The organism is Bifidobacterium mizhiense (assembly GCF_020884755.1).
Classification (GTDB): domain Bacteria; phylum Actinomycetota; class Actinomycetes; order Actinomycetales; family Bifidobacteriaceae; genus Bombiscardovia; species Bombiscardovia mizhiensis.
Window position 1 is genome coordinate 437129 of sequence record NZ_BPWE01000001.1, and the last position, 19839, is coordinate 456967.

Here is a 19839-nt window from a genome sequence, read left to right on the forward strand (position 1 = left end):
CATCCGATGGGCGCTTACCGGAGAGCATCCAAAGCCGGATATAGCCGCCTGAACCGGTTGTAACCGACATCGTACACTTGGCGATTTGCGTCGTTAGGGGAATAGACCCGTCCAACTAAGTTCGCCTCCACCAACTCCTCCAAGGCCTGCAAATCAGGCTGTGAAGACGAGCCGGTCTGTTTGCCAACAGAGACCAGCTGAGCAAGGGCCACCGCAGGCATGAGATGGGCATCATCAAGCACCTGAACGGGCGCGTCAAGGATATCCGCCAGCATCTGGCACCATTGGGGTTCGCGGGTGCCGCCACCAATCAGGGTGACGCGTTCGATGGGCGTGCCCAGCAGGTCAAGCCCCTGACGAATCGAATAAGACACGCCTTCCAGCGCGGCTCGGGCAAGGTCACTGGCCTCGGTCTCGGAAGAAATGCCGGCATAGGCTCCCCGAATCGAAGGATTCATCATAGGGAAGCGCTCCCCCACCAGATAGGGCAGGCAAATCACGCCGCGTGCTCCTGCCGGGCTGGATTCCAACAAACGCCCCATGCGCTGATAGGGGTCGCCGTCACCCTCAGTCGGACTGTCCCCCGCGAAGACTCCGGTGGCCCAAGCATGCACGTTGCCGGCATTGAGGAATGGCACCGTGTTGATGATGCTGTCTGTGCCCAGATAGGCCAGGTTGACCATTCCAGGGCGGTCAGTTACAGCCCGGTCTGTCACTGTGGCGATCCATCCGGATGTGCCCAGGTTGATATTGAATTGACCGGGATGAAATACCCCGCCGCCCAAGGTAGATGCGCCAGCATCCCCCATTCCCGCATATACCGTGGTTCCCGGAGCAAACCCCGTGGCAGCGGATGCGCCCGGCGTGCTGGTGCCGACGCTTTCCCATGGCCAATAGAGTTCCGGGAAGATCGCGGCATCCACGCCTGCTGACTTCAGAATGTCTCTTCTCCAGGTCCGCGAGCGCAGATCCATGGCACCTGCCGTCGAGCAGGCTGTTACATCGCCGCAGTAGGCACCGGTCAGCCACCAAATCAGATAATCCTTGGCATCGATGAGCACATGGCGAACCTGCGCATACCGGTCGGGCTGATGCCTGGACAGCCACATCAGTTTGGTCACCGGCAGTGACCCATCGCATGGGTTCCCCACGTGGGTGCGGAAGGACTCGACCCCATAGTTTTCAGTCAGCTCCGCCGACTCTTCTTCGGCCCTGCCATCCGCGTACAGGATCGCCGGCCCGACGGGCTGTCCCTGCGCGTCCAGAGCAATCAGGTCCTGCATCTGTCCGCTCATGATGATGCCGGTGACCTGGTCACTCCTGAAGTGCTCGATGCTCCGCCCGGCTCGGGCCAAAAGGTCACGGGACACCTCGATGAAAGCCTGCAACCAATCCTCGGGATTCTGCTCGATATGCCCATCACCTGTGTCGAGCGGCAAAAGACCGCTGGACGCACACACCCTGGCAGAACCCTGGTCATCCACAAGAACGGCCTTGACCTGCGTGGTGCCCACGTCGAATGCGGCTGTAAAGGTCATACCGGTCATCCTAGGCCTTCCCGACCATTCGGATACCGGCGTGAACCCGTATGTGGACGGACGCAGTTAGCCCTGGAACCCTGACCAGTCCACCACTGCTTCGACATTGTTCCCGTCCGGATCCAAGACGAAAGCCGAATAGTAATGGGGATGGTAATCGCGCAGTCCGGGAGCACCATTGTCACGGCCCCCGGCAGCGAGCGCCGCCCTGTAAAAGGCATCCACCGTTGCGGCATCGGCAGCCCTGAAAGCTATATGGGTCACCGGCGAAGCAGTCCCATCCTCACTCGGTGTCAGATAGAAGTCCGAGTGGGCCCCATCGTCCTCTGCCCCGAACCCAATAGTGGGCTCATGGTGGGCCTTGGCCACGTACCCCAATGGCGCCAAGGCTTTGCTATAGAAATCGATGGAAGCTTGGATGTCCCGAACCTTCAGCGTCAAATGATCAATCATGTCCATAATTCTAGGTAAATCGTCAGCCAACAGCGGCCGGCAACCCAGAATGATCTTTTCCCCATGCCGCTCGATGCCGGTGAACGATCGAGCTCGAATCCTCAAGGCTGCGTTTCAGATATACCGCCCGCCAGGCAGGTGCATAAAGTCCTCCACCTTGTTCCATTTGACCGGGTATCCCGCTCCGTGGGCGCAGAAGACCGAGTCAGGGGTGTTCTCCAGGTCGGACTCGGGGTCATAACCGATGGAATCCACAAGGGCATCCTGGTCTTGGCAGGGACGGTATCCGCTGAAGAAACAGACCAGATGCCCACGGCCATGACTGTAGGTGCTGACCTCGATGGCATAATCGCGCATCTGTGATACCGGCGCATCCCCTTCCAGTTCGACAGTATCCCCGTCTGCCTGCGGTTCCGAGAAGTTGCCCTTCATCCGGTAGATGTCCGACATTGCTCTGCCGAGGTTCGCCTGAGGAATGACAAGTCTGAAATGGTACCAGGGCTCCAGCAGAATATTGCGGGCCTTCATCAGCCCCTGCCGGACGGCCCGGTATGTGGCCTGGCGGAAGTCCCCGCCTTCGGTGTGCTTGATATGCCCACGACCGTCAAGCAAGGTGATGCGCATATCGGTGATGGGCGAGCCTGTCAGAACGCCCAGATGCTCCTTCTCCGCCAGGTGGGTCATGATGAGCCGCTGCCAGTTCCCGTCCAGACGGTCCAGGCTGCAGGTCGACGCGAAGCTGAGACCACTGCCCGGCTCCGTAGGTTCGAGGAGCAGATGGACTTCGGCATAATGTCGGAGGGGCTCAAAATGTCCAACCCCTTCGACGGGAGCTGCGATGGTCTCCCTATAGAGGATTCCGCCCTGACTGAAGGAGACCTGCATACCGAACCGCCGCTCCAGCTCCTCCTGAATTACCTCCAACTGGACCTGTCCCATCAGTCGTAAGTGAATCTCCTGGAGCTGCTCCTGCCAGACCACATGCAGCAGAGGATCCTCATCCTCCAGGATGCGCAAGGCCTTCAACACCTGGTGTGGATCCAGCCCTTCAGCCGTTACTGCGTAGGTCAGCACCGGCTCCAGCACAGGCTCCAGGTTCTTTCGCTCGCAGCCGAGCCCCTGGCCTGGACGTGTCAGATCAAGCCCGGTTGCAGCCACGACGCTCCCGGCCTGAGCGCAATCCGTCAGCCTATAAGACGCTCCGGAATAGAGCCGAAGCTGGTCAATAGTCTCGCTGGCCTCCCGGTATCCGGTCTTCCCGGAACCTGCTTGGCCTTCGGAACCATTGTGGGCATCGGTAATCACAGCCGACTTGACCGGCAGGTCGCCACCGGTCACCTTGAGCCAGGTCAACCTGGCGCCCTTGTCATCATGCGATACCTTAAAGACCCTTGCGCCGAACTCGCTGCCATACCCCGGCGAAAGGGTGTACCGCTCCAGCCCCTCCAGGAGGGCATCCACCCCGTCCAGACGCAGGGCAGACCCAAGAAAGCATGGGAAGAGACGACGGTCGGCAACCAGCCGTGCCAGACTCCCATCCGATATGCCCTCGGTCTTGAGATACTCGTCCATGATGTCCTCATCGAGCAGGGCCACATCCTCCATATCGCCATGCTCCAGTCCACGGCTCAAATCGAAGCAGCCCGGAGACCAGCGCTGCTTGCAGCTTTCAAGAATACGGGCAGCATCAGATCCAGGGGCATCCAACTTGTTGATGAAAATGAAGGTAGGTACCCCGTAACGCGCCAGGAGTCGCCAGAGCGTATCGACATATCCTTCCAATCCAGCGGTAGCATCAACGACCAGGAGGGCATAATCCAAGACTGACAGGACCCGCTCCATCTCGGCTGAGAAATCGACATGGCCGGGTGTATCGATAAGGGTCAGATCCACATCGCGATAGGTCAGCCGGGCTGGTTTGGAGAAGATGGTAATACCACGTTGACGCTCCAGATCGTTGGTGTCCAGATAGGCATCGCCATGATCCACCCTGCCCAGACGGCGAATTCCCCCGCCCCGGTAGAGCATGGCTTCCGAGAGCGTGGTCTTGCCGGCATCCACATGGGCCAGCATTCCCACCACTATTCTCTTGACCACAGGGGGCCTCCCTCGCTCTTCATATTTCTGTGTACTCTATGGTCAGTCTGTCGAAACCTGATAGGTCAGGTCGTGGATGACCCGGCCGGCCTTGATCCCCTTACGCTCGAAATTGGTTACGATTCTGCCCTCGAACCGCTCCGACTCCATGAACATGGCATGAGGCAGGGATTTGGCCTGATCAGCCGTCCCTTTGCCTACATGTTGGGTGGGCAGACTGACTGGCAGAGTGCCCAGGTTTCTGAACCTCGGATTTCCATCCATCACCTCATGCACATGCAGGGCGTAATCCTCGATGTCAGTTGCAATTCGCCAAAGGCCACCCGGCTCCAGACAATACGCCAAGTCAGCAGCCAGAGCCGGCTGGACCAGACGACGCTTGTGGTGCTTCATCTTGGGCCATGGGTCGGGGAAGAAGGTCCACACTTCCTTGATCAGTCCGGGATCCATCCGGGCCAGGAGGTCCGGGGCATTGACCCGGGCAAGCCGCAGATTATCCAAGTCCGATTTACCGGCCATCAGCATGGTATGGGCCAACCCCGGTTGATAGACCTCCAAGGCCAGGTAATTCCGATCAGGATGTTCCCGTGCCGAAGCCACGACATTCTCTCCCTGCCCGGATCCAATCTCGACGATCAGCGGGGCATCCCTCCCCCAGAGCGATCTGACCATGGCTGCATCACAACGCAGATCCTCGGCAACTGTCAGCGAGCCCTCAGCCTGACCCAGATCGAGCAGGTATCTGGAGGAATACCGGGACCAAGCCCTCGCCAGTCGTTCGCTGAGCTTCTCGGAGCGCCTCACGTAGGAGACAATGGACCGCCGAGGGGCCATGCTCTGTCTTTCTTCACTCATCACAGCTCATATATATCCTAGAAAATACAAACAAGCGGGCATAGCGGGCATATGTGCCCGTGATATACTCAATTCAGAACAAAATACAACAAAATATTGCAAAATCGAACAAGAGTCCGATTTTGGATAGGAAAGGCATGCAGATGTCAGTTTTGGTTACAGGCGGCTGCGGATACATCGGCGCCCATGTGGTTCACGCCCTGCAAGAGGCCGGCAAGGAGGTCGTCGTGGTCGATGACCTCAGCTACGGCAGGCCCGATCGGATCGGGAATGCCCGTCTTTATGGCGCTGACGTGGCCGCACCGGGCGCCGATCAGCGTCTGGCCGAGATCATCCAGGAGAACAAGGTCGACTCCGTCATCCATTTTGCTGCCCGAAAGCAGGTAGGCGAGTCAGTGGAGAAGCCCATCTGGTACTACCGGCAGAACCTGAACGGCATGATCAATGTCCTGTCCGCCATGGCAAAGACCGATGCCAAGAAGCTGGTCTTCTCCAGCTCGGCAGCAACCTATGGCGAGCCTCCGGTCGATGTGGTTCCCGAGGACGTACAGCCCATGGTCCCCATCAACCCCTACGGCCAGACCAAGCTGGTCGGCGAGTGGATGGCCCGGGCCTGCGAGCAGCCTTACGGCATCCGCTTCTGCGCCCTGCGCTACTTCAACGTGGCCGGCTGCGGACCGGTCAGCCTGGAGGACCCGGCTGTCCTCAACCTGATCCCCATGCTCTTCGACAGGCTGCGGCAGGGCAAGGCACCCGCCATCTTCGGCGACGACTACCCCACCCCCGACGGCACCTGCGTGCGAGACTACATCCATGTCTCCGACCTGGCCGACGCCCACATCGCCGCCTTGGACTACCTGGACCGCGACCAGCGCCGCTACGATGCCTTCAATGTGGGCACCGGCCAGGGTACATCCGTCCGCCAGATCGTGGACGAGGTCAAGAAGGTGACGGGCCTGCCCTTCACTGAGGCCATCAAGCCCCGCCGCGCTGGCGATCCGCCGCACCTGATCGGCGACCCCACCCGAATCAACACCGAGATGGGCTGGCATGCCAAGTATGGCGTCGAGGAGATCGTCGAATCTGCATGGAAGGCCTGGCAGGCCAACCCTGCCCACCACATCGACACCGATGGCTGGAAGCAGCAGGACTAGGCAGCGACGCGCCGGGGCTTGCATTCCTCCGGCGCTCATGTAAACTTTCCTCTTGGCTGTTCGAGCAGCCTCGGCTCCGTAGCTCAGTTGGTTAGAGCGCCGCCCTGTCACGGCGGAGGTCACCGGTTCAAGTCCGGCCGGAGTCGCTGGGAATGGTCTGACCCGGTTTTTCCGGGTCTTTTCGACTGTTCATGGCTCTGTAGCTCAGTTGGTAGAGCGAGCGACTGAAAATCGCTAGGTCAACGGTTCGATCCCGCTCGGAGCCACCAGCCATTAAGCCCCTGAGATTCATAAGGAATCCAGGGGCTTAATTGATATTTGCGTTCATCTATCGTTCACGACAGCTGACGCGTCACCCAATCGACGATGTAGGGCGCCGTGTGCTCGATTTGATCGATGGCCACCTCGAACTCACGGGGGCCGCCATACCAAGGGTCCACCAGGTCGATTTGGCTCTCCCGGCCCGGTGCCGGCTTGGGCAGATCCGGATCGAAGCTGCGGTACAGGTGAACAGCGGATCGCTTGCCTGAGGGCAGCAGACGCAGTAGGGCTCGCATATGGTCGGCTGTCATGGGCAGCAGCAGGTCGGCGTCTTCGGCCTCCTCCCGGGTGATCCGGTGGGCGAAGTGGTCAGCCGGTACCTCATAGCCCCGCTCGCGCAGAACCTTCTGAGCACGCCGATCTATGGGGTTACCGAACTCCTCGTCGCTGACCCCGCTGGATTCCACCCTGACCTGATCCTCATCCAGTCCGCGATCTTGGAAGAACTTGCGCAGGATGACCTCAGCCATGGGTGACCGGCAGATGTTGCCGGTGCAGACGGTCATGACGTTGTATGGACCCTGTGAGGCCTTTCCTTCAGAATCCTGGCCCATCAACGCACCTTCCCATAGGTGATGTACCGGAACCGCGGGATGGCATCCGCCTGATCCGGTTTGGCAGGGGTCATCCATTGGCTCTCATCGCGCACCTGCCAGAACCGCTTGCTGACCAGCTCCTCCATATCAGGCACAAAGACATCAGCTGGGGTCTGCAGATCCAGATCAGTCACATAGGCTGCATCAGCCAGCGGAAAGAAGGTGTTGAAAACCCCTGCGCCGCCGATAACCCAGATTTCACTGCGATCCATCCCATCGTCGGGAATGGCTTCCTGCCTGGCCAGCTCCAGAGCATCGTCAGCCGCAGATACCACCGTGGCGCCAGGTGCCCGAAACTCTGGATCACTGGACAGAATGATGTTGTCCCTCTTGGGCAGGGGCCGCTCCCCCATGGAGACCCAAGTTCGCCTCCCCATGATGACAGGATGGGAGACTGTCAGCTCCTTGAAGTGCCGCATGTCCTCACTCAGATGCCAGGGCAGCGCATTGTGGTAACCAATGGCGCCGCGCCGACCGTCAGTGGCCTGCGCCTGCGCCCAGATCATATTGACCGATGAGCGGCGGCCTATCTCTTCTTCCTGATGCCGCCATTCCTCATCACCTAAAAGCCCGGCCTGACCGGGCTCGGGTTCGTGATAGCCGCTTCGACTATTGTCATGCTCCATCTGTTGCGTTCACTCCTCATAGCGAGTAGATATACGAGTACATTCTAATCTGCGGATCCGACGGTGCCCGTATTCCGCTCACCGCACCATCAGACTGCCACAGGGGCCTTGATGACGGGGTGGCAGTGATAGTCCACCACCTCGAAGTCTTCGTACTGATAAGAGAAGATGGAGTCGGCCTTGCGAATACGCATGGTTGGATAGGGATAGGGCTTGCGCGACAGCTGCTCCAGAACCTGCTCCACATGGTTGTCGTAGATGTGGCAGTCGCCGCCGGTCCAGACAAACTCCCCAGGCTCAAGATCGGCCTGCTGAGCCATCATCAAGGTCAGTAGGGCGTAGGAGGCGATGTTAAAAGGCACCCCCAGGAACATGTCGCAGGAGCGCTGATAGAGCTGGCAGCTCAGCTTGCCGTCGGCCACATAGAACTGGAAGAGCGCATGGCAGGGAGGCAGGGCCATGCTGTCAACCTGGGCCGGATTCCAAGCAGTGACGATCATTCGACGGGAGTCCGGGTGAGTGCGAATCAGATCCAGCACCTTGGCGATCTGGTCGATGGTGTGATGGGGGTCCTCGGGCGTCGGAGCGGGCCAGCTGCGCCACTGGACCCCATAGACCGGTCCCAGGTCCCCTGTTTCCGGGTCGGCCCATTCGTCCCAGATATGCACGCGGTTCTCCTGCAGCCAACGCACGTTCTGCGACCCCTTGAGGAACCAGAGCAGCTCGTAGGCGATGCCACGGAAGTAGACCTTCTTGGTGGTGATCAGCGGGAAGGAATGCGACAGATCGAAGCGCATCTGCCTCCCGAACAGAGAGATGGTCCCGGTACCCGTCCTGTCGGACTTCAGAGTGCCCTCGCGCAGGATGGTGCGCACCAAGTCCTCATAGGGGGTGGGAATGTCCGAGTCGGGACGCTCAGGGATACGTGTGCGAATACGCTGCAGTTCTTCAGGAGTCAAGGCCATGCGGCCATACTATCAAGTCCTCCGCCAGCTGAGCGTGCCCCGGTGACGAATTGCACAGTCCGGGTTAGATTGGAGGAACAGGTCCGACCATAGGGTCGGATCCGGATGACGCACCCGCCGGGTGCCAAACAAGGAGGAACAGATGGGCAAGAGACTTTGGGTCGAACGCGACAAGGACGGCACTTGGAACGCCTATGGCGACAATGGGGCGCACATCACCTTCGGCAAGGGCGAGGATCAGTTTAACCCCGGCGATCTGATGAAGATCGCTCTGGCCGCCTGCGGAGCCCTCTCCAGCCAGTTCGCCGTGGAGAGCGCCCTAGGCAAGGGCAAGGGGGCGAAAATCGTGGTGGACGGCACCTATGACGCCGACGACGACGCCTACCTGAGCTTCGACGAGCAGGTGGACGTCGATGCCACTTCAGCCAGGCTGGCCCAGGATGATGCAGACAAGCTGGAGGAGCGGGTCCGCCGCCATATAGCCAAGTCCTGCACAGTGGCCCACACCTATCAGAGGGAGACACCGGTCAGGATCTCCGTCAAGGTTCGCCACTGATCTGGCGACAATAAAGAAGCAGGAACCTCCAGGTTCTTTGAACTCGGGGGTTCCCGCTCTTCGTAGGGGCCGTCACAGAATCGACTGCCTACTCCTTATGCTCGGGATCGATGGTCGACTCCAGGTCAGCCAACTGCTCGGGCTTGGCCGAATCCACGGAGATACGCTCCACGCCGGTAATCTCAGCCACATCCGTGCTTTCAGCCGCCTCTGCTGCGGCCTTGAGCCCGGACTCCTCAGCCTCCACGTACTTGCGCGGCACCACGTAGACCGGGCTGACTGCATGCTGCAGGAGCCCCTGGCTGGTCGACCCCAGCAGAAGCCCTGTGAAGCCGCCGCGACCACGCGAGCCGACCACAACCACATCATGGGTCTTGCTGGCCTGGGTCAGAGCTTCCACAGCCGATCCCGGCACCACGGTCTTGTTGATGCGCAGATTCGGGTAGGTCTTCATAAGCGGTGCAATTCGGGTATTGAGGTCATCCAGGTAGGAATCCATGACGCTGCGCTCCTCGGCCGAACCTGTACCGGTCAGTCCGGAAATATTGGGCACTGCAGACATGACGTCCAGCTCGGCATCCCAGCTGTCGGCGAAGGCGGCGGCGATCTGCAAGGCCTTGAGGCCCCACTTAGACTCGTCGGAGCCCACAGCAACCCGCTTGATGTCATTGCTCAGATGCATCAGATTGCCGTCGTCGTCGGTGTAGGGAACGACCACGATAGGGCAGTAAGCATAGGCGGGCAGGCTTGAGCTGGTGGTTCCCAGCAGACGCTCGGCCAGGCCGCCCTTGCCCCGGTTGCCTATAACAATCAGCCGGTAATTGCGGCTCAGCTCCACGAAGACCGATGAAGGATCTCCTGTCACGATCAGCGTGGCTGCACTGACACCCTGCTCGTCGGCGATGGCCTTGGCCTTGGAGAGGATCTCCTGGGCGTCGTTGTGAGCGGCCACGTCGTCACCCATGGTGGTATACGTCGCATCGAAGGAGACTGCGGCATACGAGGGAAGGGAATAGGCGCAGACGATTTGCAGGGTCAACCCTGCATGCTTAGCGTAGTTGGCGGCCCACCACGCCGCCTTGTAGCTGGCGTCCGAGCCATCGACGCCTACCAGAACAGCCTTGTCGTTGCTCATCCGACGACCTCCTTTAAACTTGGCGATGACAAACCGACATCGCTCCTTCTGTCAGAATATCGCATGCGGGTCTGATCAATAAGTTTGCAGGGACCAACACGCGAGGAACCTCGACTCCGAATATGCAAAACGCCCCCAAAGGGGGCGTTAACACTGCATAAAACCTATGCCTCAGACCAGACGACGGTAGTTGAAAGTCTGATAGACCGCCTGAACTTTGACGCTCTGGCCAGGAGCCGGGGCGTGGATCATGCGTCCACCGCCGACATAGATGCCGACATGGCTGCCATCGGGGGCTACCATCAGGTCGCCAGGAGCAGGATCCGTAACCGGCACGCCCATCGAACCCTGAGCATCGGCTGTGCGGGGCAGACCAATGCCGAAGTGGGCAAACACGTACTGGGTAAATCCAGAGCAATCAAAGCCCGTGGCAGGATCTGTTCCTCCCCACACATAGGGAATCCCCTGGAACTGAAGGGCGTAGTTGACCACATCTGCACCTGTGCCGGTGGCCGGCACGTCAGCGACTCTACTAGCGGCACTGCTACGAGCAGCCGAACGACTGACCTGCGCGGCCTGGCGCTGGCTGGCCGCCGCCTGGGCCTGCTGAGCTCTGGCCTCAGCATCCTTCTCGGCCTGTGACTTGGTAGCAGGGACGTTCAAGGACTCGATGCCACCCCAGCGGCTGTCCTTTTCGACGGTGGTCGCCGTCGATTCGGTCAGCAGGTCGGCACGCACCTTGCTGCCGGGGGTGAATGAACGCGACGAAGTGGCTACGGCCTCACTACCGTCACTGGCCTGAGCCACGGCGGGTATACCGATGAAAAGCGTGCCACAGATAGTAGCCGCTGCCATCATGCTCACATACTTGCGTGTTTTTTTCATCGTGCACAATTCTATCACGTGTAGGGAACAAAAATTGACTTTGGGGAACACGATCCGCGCAACCAAGGATCAGTAATGGATATAGCGCAGAGCGTGCACGTTGGTCAGGGTGCGGGAGTAAGTCTTTCCGTTCATCACAGCGCCGCACTCTGAGGTGACGATGGAACCATCGGGATTGATCTTCTCTACGATAGCCACATGGCCATAGGTGGAATCCGAACCCTCCTGGCCAGCCTGGAAGACCACAATGTCGCCGACGTTGCGCGGAGTGTCATCCACCCAGTAGCCTAAAGTCCGAGCCGAGCCTGACCAGTCCTTGGCATTGCCCATATGGGACCCCACCGGCAAACCCAGCTGGTGACGACGGACATAGGCCCACCAGGTGCACTGGCTGAATTCGTAGGCGTTGCCCACGTCTCCCGTGGCATGGTTGGGGTTGAACCCTGCCGGCAGGACCGAACGGTTGGCATCCATTAGCGCCGCCACGGCCGGATTGTTTGCCGAGGATTTGGACATCTGCCCGGCATCGAGCGCAGACTCGCCCAGGTCCCAACTGCCCTCGTTGCGCTGTGAAGCCGTCGGCAAAGGCTGACGGTAGTCGGAGCGAGAAACCCTTGAACTGCCATCAGCACCGGAGTAGCCGGTGGAGGATGAAGGGGTGACAAGGTTGATCGCGACGCTGCCGGCCATAGGCAGGGACCAGTCGCCCCGAGCCTGGTTAACAGCCATTGAGGAAGCGGCCGCACCGACAAGAACAGTCAGGGCCGAACCGGTCATGATATGGGAGCGACGGGCTGAAGCCTTGGCCGCCAAACGAATGGAACGTCGGGTTCGAGGAGCCACCTCGTTGAGCTTGGCCGCCAAGGCATCATCAACGCCCTGAATGCCGGCTTCCCGGGTTGCGCCAGTCGATCGGCTGGTCGGCGAACTGCCGACACCTGCGCCCCGCGTGGCCGAAGCCCTGTGCGCAGCATGCTTCATGTAGAATCACTCCCGTTTATGTTCCGACGCGACTTTCGTGCCGTATCACGAACCATCACAAGGGAACACCATAACGCAAGCGAGAACCCAGGCCAAATGACCTGAATTGTCCATACTGGTGTACTCAAGCATGGCTTCGGTGGTCGCTCATCTTCGACAACCACGGAATACGCTAGGATTATACGGACATAAGGCGGACATGGGCAAACCCGCATGCGTGCCGCCCGCCACGGCGTGTCTCTCGGTTTTGAGTCCTGTATGGTCCACCCTGAGCGAACCCTGATTTAAACCGGGGTCGAAGCCAAGAGGAAGGACCCGCCGGCTTCGTCGGAATCCTGGGGCATGGTGATGTCGATACGGCCGTCCTGGGAAGGAATGAAAAGGGCCTGACCCTGATCCAGTACACAGGACTGGTCAGCAGTTGCACAACGGATCCGACCATCAGTACAGACGATGATGCGCGGCCCGCGGCGCGGAATCATCAGGTGACGAGGCCCTAGGCGCTCTATCAGATCCCCGTAACGCTGCTGAAGTCTGTTAAGCAGGGGCCATGTGGCTCCACCCTCCTCCACATGCCCGTAGACCAGCATGTACTCGTTGATCTTGGGCCGGTAGGTCACCATATTGTGCATGATCAGGGTGGCAATCATGGAGCTGGACGGGTCGATGGGGGCTGAAGGCTGGCAGTCCAGGCTGTGCAGGAGGTTGGGAATATCCCGATGCTTGGGGGTCATGCCAGCCCTGAGCACATTGTCGGAGTTGGTCATGATCTCTGCCGCGGTGCCGCGGATGTAGGCGTGAGGAGTCCCGGCGGGGATGTAGACCGAGTCGCCCTCCTCCAGATCCACAGGGTTGAGCATGAGCAGGCAGAGCACAGCCGGGTCCTCCGGAAAGGCCCGTGCAGCACACAGGGCATGATTCAGTACGGCGCCCGCTCGTTTCGAACGCAGTCGCCCAGCGGCAGCCTCCAAGGCTTCTTCCATACCGCGGGCCGCCTCTGGCTCGGCAGTCACGGCGGCGTGGAAGGCCCGGAAAATACGCCGGCGGGAATCCGGCCAGATTAAAGAGGAGACCGGCATCATGGCATCAGCCGAAGCGAAGCGGGCCGGCGGAACTCCCAAGTGGAAGGTACGGGCGGTCAGCGCCTGGGTCATCAGCTCAGCCAGAGGGTGGTCCACGGCGCGCAAAAGGGTCAGCTGAGTGGAAATGGTCGCGAAGCCTACACAGGCCTGGAAGGGCTCCAAGGCCACCACCATTTCGTTCTTGGCCAGACTGTCGTGAAAGGAGCGTCTCGGATCGTCGTCAGGCACCCCCTGGGCATTCTCACGGTTGAAACCGGCACGAGCCTCGAAATCCAGGGGATGCACCTGCAGGGAGAGAGGGATGCGGGCCGAAATGATCTTGAACAGGTAAGGCAATGTAGGGCCGAAGAGGCGAGAGTCGCGCTCTCCCAGCATGGTCATGGGATTGCGGCGAATGGCCTCGGTCAACGGCATGAGCGAGCCGTCGGGCAGGGTCAGGGGCGAGGGGGATTCGGTGTGCCCGCTGAACCACATCTCCGCCAAGGTATCCCCCTGGCCTTCGTCTGACTCCTGCAGATGGAACATGCGCTGCAGTCGGTCATGTGAGCCCCAGGCGTAGTGCTTCTCCACAGCTTGGATCGGATACACGCACTCCCCTTTCCACGGGAAATCCCTCCATGGGCCGGTGCATACGAACCCACCAATCCCCGTCATGATAGGACAAGGGCCGAGGCCTGGGCAAGGCGTGGGAGTCGCCGCATGTCATTGCGAACGGTACAGTGGGGGGTATGAAGCTGGCTCCCATTTTCGATCCGGACGCCCGCAGGCCATCGCCGCGTCCCGTGCAGGTGGATCTGCGACGCATCTTCCTGCTCGGCACAGGAGCCTGGATTCTGGCACTGGCCGTCGTGGGCATCCTAGCCCTGACCGGAATGACGGTCACCAAGCCCCTTATTGTCTGCCTTTCCGGGGTTGGTGTGGGTATCCTGCTGATGATCTGGGAGCACTTCAATCGCTGGGATTATCGCCGTCTGGCCCAGCAACCGGACCCTGAGCCAGAGGAAGCATCAGCGTAAATGTGCTCCCCTCTCCCGGCGCACTCCAGACAGTGACCGATCCATGGTGGGTCAGGGCCACATGTTTGACAATGGCCAGCCCGAGGCCGATGCCCACCGCCGTCTGTTCATTCTGATTGTCTGCGCGGTAGAAGCGTTCGAAGATCCTGCCTTGGTCCTCCTTGGATATGCCACGGCCGTGGTCGACCACCCTGATGATCCCGTACTTCCCGTCCTTGGAGGCCTGTGCCACCAAGGAGACAGTCGAGCCAGCAGCTGAATAGGATATGGCATTCTCCACCAGTTTGGCCAAGGCCACTCTGATCTGCTGCCCGTCGCCGTGAATAGTCAGTGGTTGGTCGCATCGCCACCGTAGCGTCACATGGGCCTGATCAGCTCCATCCTGCTCATCCTGAACCACTGTCCTTATCTGCTCAGCCACGTCAAGCACGTTCTCCCTGCTGGGCTTGATCCGCTCCTGAGCCCGGATGAGCAGAAGAAGATCCTTGAGCACATGCCCCAGATAGGCACTGTAACGCTGGACCGAGGAGGCATCCTTGGAGACGCTGCGCAGGTGGCTGCGTAGCAGATCCGGGTCGTCCCCCTCCAGATGCGAGGTGGTTTTCAGTTGCGCCGCAAGCTCCTCAAGGGCCTGAACCGGCTTGAGCATCTGCTCGGATACATTGGTCATGAAGGCATCCCTGGTCCGAACGAACCTGACCGAATCGCTCACATCATCGATAAGCACCACGACCAAGGACTTGTCGATACGCCCCAGAGTGACCTTGAGCCAGTTCCTTCTGGATACCGCCTGGGCTTGAACATGGGTCGCTTCCCCGGAATCCTCGACCTCGGCAATATCCCAATCATCGGATTCCGAGCTCCCGGTAGCGGCATCCAGAGCGAATTCCGTAGGCGTTCGCGTGGTCAGATTGAAGCTGCGTCGACCACCCGAGCGACGTACCTGCGCAATGGCCTCGATGATCTTCGGATCCGCAATCTCGTCGTTGCTGACAATTCCCAGCCTGTAGGCATCCGGACTGGAGCGAACAACCTCGTCATCGCCATCGACCACAACCGTGGCGGCAGGAATGAGCGCCAGCAGAGCCTGGGTCGAGCCTTCCAATGCCCCGCTATCGGCCTGTTCACCATCCTTGCTCCGGTTGCCCATAAAGCTGCATAGGCGGTCCATGAACCGTCTCATAAGGACTTCCCTCCAGTCCGGCGCCGACCCCGGACGCTGCGACATTAACCAAGTCTCATCGGCAGTTTCGGCTTTATTCTCGCATATCCGACTTCGATCGCCGCTCCAATGGCCCGACATTCTTCAGGACTGGCTTTTTCTTGCCATGCCGGTCACATAGACTGGAGTCATATCGTTGACCGAGGCCGAAAGGGAAGAACAATGCGCGTGATTTTCAACGAGGAGCTGGGGCTGGTGGCCGACGATCTCGATCGGATGGCCGCCAAGGTTCGCGATGCCATTAAAAAGGCCGGACGATCCCTGATGGACTGTGACGTGGAGACAGCCCAGGAGGTCATCGACGGGGATGCCGATATAGACAACCTCCAGGCCAGCATCATTGACCAATGCATCAGGCTCCTGGCCAAGCAGAGCCCTGTGGCCACTGATCTGCGGGTGGTGGTCTCCACGCTGAGTCTGTCAGCCACCTTTGAGCGCATGGGAGACCTGGCCAGGCACATCGCCGAGACAGCGAGGCGCTCCTACCCCGAACCGACCCTGCCCGACGAGGTCATTCCCCTGTTCAAACAGATGCAGAATTTTCTGGATGTCATGGCCGATCGCCTGGTCGACATGCTCTCCGACAGGGACACGACTATAGCCGAGCAGATCATCGTCAGCGATGACCAGATGGACAAGCTTCATCAGAAAACTTTCAGCTATGCCCTCTCGGACGACTGGAAGGGGAGCAGACAGCAGCTGATCGACCTGGTTCTGGTGGCACGATTCATGGAGCGCCTGGGAGACCACGGCGTCTCGGCAGCCCGACGTGTGGTCTACATCGTTTCAGGCTTCGACCCCTCCAAGGACCCCAAGGATCTGGACATCGACTTGGACTGAATAAACAACAAAGGAACGACCTGCTGCCCGACAGTTCATCGGGTGGCGGGCCGTTCCTTTTTTATACTCGAGTGGTGTTGGATCCAGAGTTGTCTATTTTATGGAGCCGCGCACTACGCCGGAGATGACCCACCGCTGAGAGAATATATAGACGATCAGCAAGGGAGCCATAGCCATCAGGTAGGAAGCGAAAGCCACGGTGTAATTGGTGTTGTACTGACCTTGGAACACATATTGGGCCAATGGCAGGGTTCTTGCACCAGGATCCGTAAGCACCACCAAAGGCATGATGAAGTCGTTCCATGCCCATACACAGGTCAGAATTCCCACGGTTGCATTCATCGGCATGAGAAGTGGGAAAATAATCTGCCAGAACACCCGCCAGGTCGATGCCCCATCAACCCGAGCAGCCTCTTCCAACTCCATGGGAATGGAATGCAGGTAAGTCGTATACAGAAAGATGTTCATCGAGAACCCATACAGCGTATACAGCACAATCAGACCTGCTTGGTTATCAAGGCCAAGCAATCCCGTTTCCTTGACAACCGGGAGCATCACAATAGGGAACGGAATGAACATGGCTGCCAAGAAGTAGTAGTAAGCGATCTTAAAGAAGGGCCTGTGCATATTCCGGGCTAGTGCATAAGCCAAGACCGAACTGGTCAGCAGAGTCAGTATCACTGAACACACCGTGATCATGGCCGTGTTCATAAGCGCTCTGGGGAAATTGGTCCGGGCCCAGGCCTCCGCAAAATTGCCCCAATGCACTGGATTGGGCCATTCAAAGCCTGTCCCCTTAGCCAGCTGTTCAGGACTTTTAAGCGCGACCGCCACTGCAAAATACAGCGGTACAAGAACAGTCAATGAACATACGGCCACTAGGGCTGTCAACCACCAATTAACCCTATGGAGACGCCTTCCATGACCTTGTTGTGCATGTGGATTCATACCTGAGGACTTTGCCGGAATGGCATTCATAACTTGACTGGAGGTCATGGCGCTTAATCCTCCTTCGGATTAAGGTAACGAAGCTGTATAACTGAAAGAGCCGTGATGATCAGGAAGAGAATGGCTGCATCAGCAGACTGGTAGGCGAATTCGCCGCCTGTGAATCCACCCTGATAAATCTGCAGAGTCACCGATTCAGTAGCCATCCCTGGCCCGCCATCGGTCAAGGCGACTATCTGATCGAATGCCTGCATGAAGTTCTTGATATTGAGCACCACGTTTATGGTCACGTAGCCCATGATCAGAGGCAATGTGATGGATCTGAACGCCTTAAATCCCGTGGCCCCATCGAGCGAAGCCGCCTCATAGATATCTGCAGGAATAGTCTGCAGACCTGCCAGGTAGATGATGATCGCAAAAGCGCAGGCCTGCCATACCGTCACGATAACGATAGGCACCCAGGCCCAGTGCTCATTGGTCAGGATGTTATCCCTGAGCAGAGGAACTGCTGAGAAGATCTTCGGTACTGACTTGGAAAAGAAGAATTGGAAGACATATCCGATGATCAGCATGGACAGCACGTATGGAATGAAAAAGATGCCCCTAAATAGATTTCTTGCCTTGATCCGGGCATTCAAGGCCAAGGCAATCGCCAAGGAAATGACATTGGTCAGGATGGTAGCCACCAATGAAAAGAAAATGGTGAACAGATACGAGTGAAGAACCCTGTCATCCCCAAAGAGATTGACGTAGTTCGACAGACCCACCATGTGCCATTTTCCGTAACCGGCATAGTTGGTGAAGCTGAAGAAGATACCCGCCAGCATGGGGATGGTGTGGAAGATGGCGAAGAGAATGATAAAAGGCCATACCATCCAGTAATAAGTGGCCTCGGCAAACCGACGATGCCGGTGAGTGCCTGTGGCGACTGTCGTCTGTGTCATAGTCATGCGTTTGCCTCCAATCACTCGATGGTTCTGGCCGCAACCTTGCCCCACTCTTTGTCGAGTGTGGTGAGGGCCGAATCCAGGTCGCCGTCCAGCATGGCTTTGTTCAATATTGGGTTGTAGCTGATGCTGGAGGGTATCTGATGATCCGCATATCCCTGGATCCTGCCAGAATCTATCCAGTATTTGGCCGGCTTCATGGCCGGGTTCTCGTCCACAGGAATAGACGAGAGTGAAGGAATAAGCTGTTGTGACTTTACGAAACGACGCTGAACTTCGTCCGAGTATAGGTAGTTGATAAAGGCCATTGATTCCCTCTCATGCTTGGGATGTGCACCCATGGTGATCGCCACATCTCCGCCAGAGACGAGAATGGCCTTGTCGGCCTCATCTGTGGGATAGGGGAAGAAGCCTATGTGCATTTTGGGGTTGATTTGCAGGACCGGCGCCATGGACCAGTTCCCCGCCAAGAGCATGGCTCCCTCACCCCTCGCGAAAGCGGAAGTTCCGTCCTCGTAAGTCATGGTTCTCACGTCTTTGGTCGAGTGCTGATAAATCCAATAGAGCCGTTCCATCAGAGGTTTAAAGTTTTTCTGGAAGGAAACGGGCGAATCCGGCCCTACCTTTTTACCTTCAGCGCGCATTTTGTCCCAGAACCCGTTGTTGTCGTAGTAAGGAGCCAGACCGTCGAAAGGCGTTGAAACGCGATTGGGATCGCCCAATGTTCCGATAAAGGGAGCAACACCGTCGGCTTCCAGAGTGGCAACTGCCTGCTCAAGATCCTTCCAGGTCTTGGGCACCTTGATGCCATGCTGCTTGAACAAATCGACGTTATAAGTAATGCCGCATACGTTGCCGGCATAAGGCACAATATTGATCTGTTTGCCATCTCGTCCCAACCCATTGATCACGGACTGCATGACCGGGCGGATCCTATGGCTTATAGGCGTGTTGCTGAAATCATAAAATACTCCAGCCTTGGCCATCTTGCCCATGCTTCCGTTGGGATTCAACGCTATAACATCAGGCGTGCGATCCTTGACTAGAAGAGCCCTCAAGGCTGTGTCGGCTGAAGAGACCTGATTCTGCACCACTTTGATGTTCGGATGAAGTCGCTCAAAGTCCGCGATAATCCTGGTGTAATCTTCTACTGCTTCTGGTTTAGTCTGGAAGAAGCTGAGCGTCGTCACATTGGCGCCTCCGGATCCACCGCATGCCGACAGAGGTGCCAGAGCCACGGCAGTAAGAGCTGCCGCGAGCACACGCACCAATGTGTTCTTCGTCATCTTCATTGACGTTTCTCCTCTGCCCGTTCGAACCGCAGCGCTGCACAATACGGTTCGACCTGTGGTTAGACCAGTCGAAATGGAACTTACAGAAACCCACATTGGCATTCCGACCAGCTGATGTAAACGTTAGCACCTATAATTTTGCCCTGCAAGTTCTTTAGACGCCAAGCAATTCAGCAAGTTCTGCCTGATATTAGGTTTGATCAGGCTTCATCGCCTTTGTTCAGAGACAAGTCTCTCTAGCAAAAGACCAATACATAATGTATACGTATCCATTATTTAATCAAGCATGGTAAAATTTTGCAGGCAAGAGCCCCGGTAACAATAGGAGGG

Annotated in this window: 19 protein-coding genes and 2 tRNA genes; 6 read left to right on the forward strand and 15 right to left on the reverse strand. The window is 58.3% G+C overall.

Annotated features, from left to right (window positions below; genetic code table 11):
* Positions 1 to 14: 14 nt before the first annotated feature.
* The 4 genes from LPC22_RS01830 to trmB all read right to left on the reverse strand — a co-directional run bounded on the left by LPC22_RS01830 (position 15) and on the right by trmB (position 4943).
* Positions 15 to 1547 carry a xylulokinase gene (locus LPC22_RS01830; RefSeq protein WP_373312856.1) on the reverse strand — a complete coding sequence of 511 codons (1533 nt, stop codon included), beginning with the start codon at positions 1545 to 1547 and terminating at the stop codon, positions 15 to 17.
* Positions 1548 to 1604: 57 nt separating this feature from the next.
* Positions 1605 to 1991, reverse strand: a complete 387-nt coding sequence (locus LPC22_RS01835; RefSeq protein WP_229131816.1) for a VOC family protein — start codon at positions 1989 to 1991, stop codon at positions 1605 to 1607.
* A gap of 114 nt (positions 1992 to 2105) precedes the next feature.
* Positions 2106 to 4088, reverse strand: a complete 1983-nt coding sequence (locus LPC22_RS01840) for an elongation factor G (RefSeq protein ID WP_284143453.1) — start codon at positions 4086 to 4088, stop codon at positions 2106 to 2108.
* A 42-nt stretch (positions 4089 to 4130) separates the two neighbouring features.
* Entirely contained in the window at positions 4131 to 4943 is an 813-nt protein-coding gene (trmB, locus tag LPC22_RS01845) for a tRNA (guanosine(46)-N7)-methyltransferase TrmB (protein ID WP_229131817.1), read from the reverse strand.
* A 143-nt stretch (positions 4944 to 5086) separates the two neighbouring features.
* Between trmB and galE the strand changes: the two genes are divergently transcribed.
* From galE to LPC22_RS01860, 3 genes are all read left to right on the forward strand, one after another.
* Positions 5087 to 6097: a UDP-glucose 4-epimerase GalE gene (galE, locus tag LPC22_RS01850; RefSeq protein WP_229132290.1), complete on the forward strand. Its 1011-nt coding sequence runs from the start codon at positions 5087 to 5089 to the stop codon at positions 6095 to 6097.
* Positions 6098 to 6169: 72 nt separating this feature from the next.
* A tRNA-Asp gene (locus tag LPC22_RS01855) sits at positions 6170 to 6243 on the forward strand.
* 47 nt (positions 6244 to 6290) lie between these two features.
* A tRNA-Phe gene (locus LPC22_RS01860) sits at positions 6291 to 6366 on the forward strand.
* A 66-nt stretch (positions 6367 to 6432) separates the two neighbouring features.
* Here the strand turns inward: LPC22_RS01860 and LPC22_RS01865 are convergent.
* The 3 genes from LPC22_RS01865 to LPC22_RS01875 form a co-directional block, all read right to left on the reverse strand.
* The gene (locus LPC22_RS01865) at positions 6433 to 6972 is read right to left on the reverse strand and encodes a low molecular weight protein-tyrosine-phosphatase (protein ID WP_024626720.1); all 540 of its coding nucleotides are present in this window, start codon (positions 6970 to 6972) and stop codon (positions 6433 to 6435) included.
* Entirely contained in the window at positions 6972 to 7640 is a 669-nt protein-coding gene (locus tag LPC22_RS01870; RefSeq protein WP_229131818.1) for a dihydrofolate reductase, read from the reverse strand. Before LPC22_RS01870 ends, LPC22_RS01865 begins: the two co-directional genes overlap by 1 nt.
* 89 nt (positions 7641 to 7729) lie before the next feature.
* Positions 7730 to 8605, reverse strand: coding sequence for a thymidylate synthase (locus tag LPC22_RS01875; protein WP_229131819.1), 876 nt, complete (start codon positions 8603 to 8605; stop codon positions 7730 to 7732).
* A gap of 142 nt (positions 8606 to 8747) precedes the next feature.
* On the opposite strand from LPC22_RS01875, the gene LPC22_RS01880 reads away from it, so the two are divergent.
* Positions 8748 to 9161 carry an OsmC family protein gene (locus LPC22_RS01880; RefSeq protein WP_024626723.1) on the forward strand — a complete coding sequence of 138 codons (414 nt, stop codon included), beginning with the start codon at positions 8748 to 8750 and terminating at the stop codon, positions 9159 to 9161.
* 88 nt (positions 9162 to 9249) lie between these two features.
* Here LPC22_RS01880 and LPC22_RS01885 read toward each other — a convergent pair whose 3' ends face one another.
* The 4 genes from LPC22_RS01885 to manA form a co-directional block, all read right to left on the reverse strand.
* A complete protein-coding gene (locus LPC22_RS01885) occupies positions 9250 to 10296 on the reverse strand; it encodes a universal stress protein (RefSeq protein ID WP_024626724.1) in 1047 nt (348 codons plus the stop codon).
* A 171-nt stretch (positions 10297 to 10467) separates the two neighbouring features.
* Complete coding sequence (locus tag LPC22_RS01890) at positions 10468 to 11181, reverse strand: C40 family peptidase (protein WP_229131820.1); 714 nt, start codon at positions 11179 to 11181, stop codon at positions 10468 to 10470.
* A gap of 69 nt (positions 11182 to 11250) precedes the next feature.
* On the reverse strand, positions 11251 to 12162 hold the full coding sequence (locus tag LPC22_RS01895; protein ID WP_024626726.1) for a CHAP domain-containing protein: 912 nt from the start codon (positions 12160 to 12162) through the stop codon (positions 11251 to 11253).
* Positions 12163 to 12446: 284 nt separating this feature from the next.
* On the reverse strand, positions 12447 to 13832 hold the full coding sequence (manA, locus tag LPC22_RS01900) for a mannose-6-phosphate isomerase, class I (protein WP_229131821.1): 1386 nt from the start codon (positions 13830 to 13832) through the stop codon (positions 12447 to 12449).
* Positions 13833 to 13972: 140 nt separating this feature from the next.
* Here manA and LPC22_RS01905 point away from each other — a divergent pair, with 140 nt between their 5' ends.
* Positions 13973 to 14260, forward strand: coding sequence for a hypothetical protein (locus LPC22_RS01905; protein ID WP_024626728.1), 288 nt, complete (start codon positions 13973 to 13975; stop codon positions 14258 to 14260).
* Here LPC22_RS01905 and LPC22_RS01910 read toward each other — a convergent pair.
* Positions 14193 to 15443 carry a sensor histidine kinase gene (locus LPC22_RS01910; RefSeq protein ID WP_229131822.1) on the reverse strand — a complete coding sequence of 417 codons (1251 nt, stop codon included), beginning with the start codon at positions 15441 to 15443 and terminating at the stop codon, positions 14193 to 14195. The genes LPC22_RS01905 and LPC22_RS01910 overlap by 68 nt on opposite strands.
* Positions 15444 to 15644: 201 nt before the next feature.
* Between LPC22_RS01910 and phoU the strand changes: the two genes are divergently transcribed.
* Positions 15645 to 16322, forward strand: coding sequence for a phosphate signaling complex protein PhoU (gene phoU, locus LPC22_RS01915; protein ID WP_229131823.1), 678 nt, complete (start codon positions 15645 to 15647; stop codon positions 16320 to 16322).
* A 93-nt stretch (positions 16323 to 16415) separates the two neighbouring features.
* On the opposite strand, the gene LPC22_RS01920 is transcribed toward phoU, so the two are convergent.
* The 3 genes from LPC22_RS01920 to LPC22_RS01930 are packed head-to-tail and all read right to left on the reverse strand — an operon-like array spanning position 16416 to position 19509.
* The gene (locus LPC22_RS01920) at positions 16416 to 17270 is read right to left on the reverse strand and encodes a carbohydrate ABC transporter permease (protein ID WP_373312876.1); all 855 of its coding nucleotides are present in this window, start codon (positions 17268 to 17270) and stop codon (positions 16416 to 16418) included.
* A gap of 53 nt (positions 17271 to 17323) precedes the next feature.
* On the reverse strand, positions 17324 to 18220 hold the full coding sequence (locus tag LPC22_RS01925) for a carbohydrate ABC transporter permease (protein WP_229131825.1): 897 nt from the start codon (positions 18218 to 18220) through the stop codon (positions 17324 to 17326).
* 14 nt (positions 18221 to 18234) lie between these two features.
* Complete coding sequence (locus LPC22_RS01930) at positions 18235 to 19509, reverse strand: ABC transporter substrate-binding protein (RefSeq protein WP_229131826.1); 1275 nt, start codon at positions 19507 to 19509, stop codon at positions 18235 to 18237.
* Between the last annotated feature and the right edge of the window lie 330 nt (positions 19510 to 19839).

Coding starts and splice junctions, on each gene's coding strand:
- LPC22_RS01830 (WP_373312856.1), bottom strand. CDS start 1,547: ATGACCGGTATGACCTTTACAGCCGCATTCGACGTGGGCACCACGCAG.
- LPC22_RS01835 (WP_229131816.1), bottom strand. CDS start 1,991: ATGATTGATCATTTGACGCTGAAGGTTCGGGACATCCAAGCTTCCATC.
- trmB (WP_229131817.1), bottom strand. CDS start 4,943: ATGAGTGAAGAAAGACAGAGCATGGCCCCTCGGCGGTCCATTGTCTCC.
- galE (WP_229132290.1), top strand. CDS start 5,087: ATGTCAGTTTTGGTTACAGGCGGCTGCGGATACATCGGCGCCCATGTG.
- LPC22_RS01865 (WP_024626720.1), bottom strand. CDS start 6,972: ATGGGCCAGGATTCTGAAGGAAAGGCCTCACAGGGTCCATACAACGTC.
- LPC22_RS01870 (WP_229131818.1), bottom strand. CDS start 7,640: ATGGAGCATGACAATAGTCGAAGCGGCTATCACGAACCCGAGCCCGGT.
- LPC22_RS01875 (WP_229131819.1), bottom strand. CDS start 8,605: ATGGCCTTGACTCCTGAAGAACTGCAGCGTATTCGCACACGTATCCCT.
- LPC22_RS01880 (WP_024626723.1), top strand. CDS start 8,748: ATGGGCAAGAGACTTTGGGTCGAACGCGACAAGGACGGCACTTGGAAC.
- LPC22_RS01885 (WP_024626724.1), bottom strand. CDS start 10,296: ATGAGCAACGACAAGGCTGTTCTGGTAGGCGTCGATGGCTCGGACGCC.
- LPC22_RS01890 (WP_229131820.1), bottom strand. CDS start 11,181: ATGAAAAAAACACGCAAGTATGTGAGCATGATGGCAGCGGCTACTATC.
- LPC22_RS01895 (WP_024626726.1), bottom strand. CDS start 12,162: ATGAAGCATGCTGCGCACAGGGCTTCGGCCACGCGGGGCGCAGGTGTC.
- LPC22_RS01905 (WP_024626728.1), top strand. CDS start 13,973: ATGAAGCTGGCTCCCATTTTCGATCCGGACGCCCGCAGGCCATCGCCG.
- LPC22_RS01910 (WP_229131822.1), bottom strand. CDS start 15,443: ATGAGACGGTTCATGGACCGCCTATGCAGCTTTATGGGCAACCGGAGC.
- phoU (WP_229131823.1), top strand. CDS start 15,645: ATGCGCGTGATTTTCAACGAGGAGCTGGGGCTGGTGGCCGACGATCTC.
- LPC22_RS01920 (WP_373312876.1), bottom strand. CDS start 17,270: ATGAATCCACATGCACAACAAGGTCATGGAAGGCGTCTCCATAGGGTT.
- LPC22_RS01925 (WP_229131825.1), bottom strand. CDS start 18,220: ATGACTATGACACAGACGACAGTCGCCACAGGCACTCACCGGCATCGT.
- LPC22_RS01930 (WP_229131826.1), bottom strand. CDS start 19,509: ATGAAGATGACGAAGAACACATTGGTGCGTGTGCTCGCGGCAGCTCTT.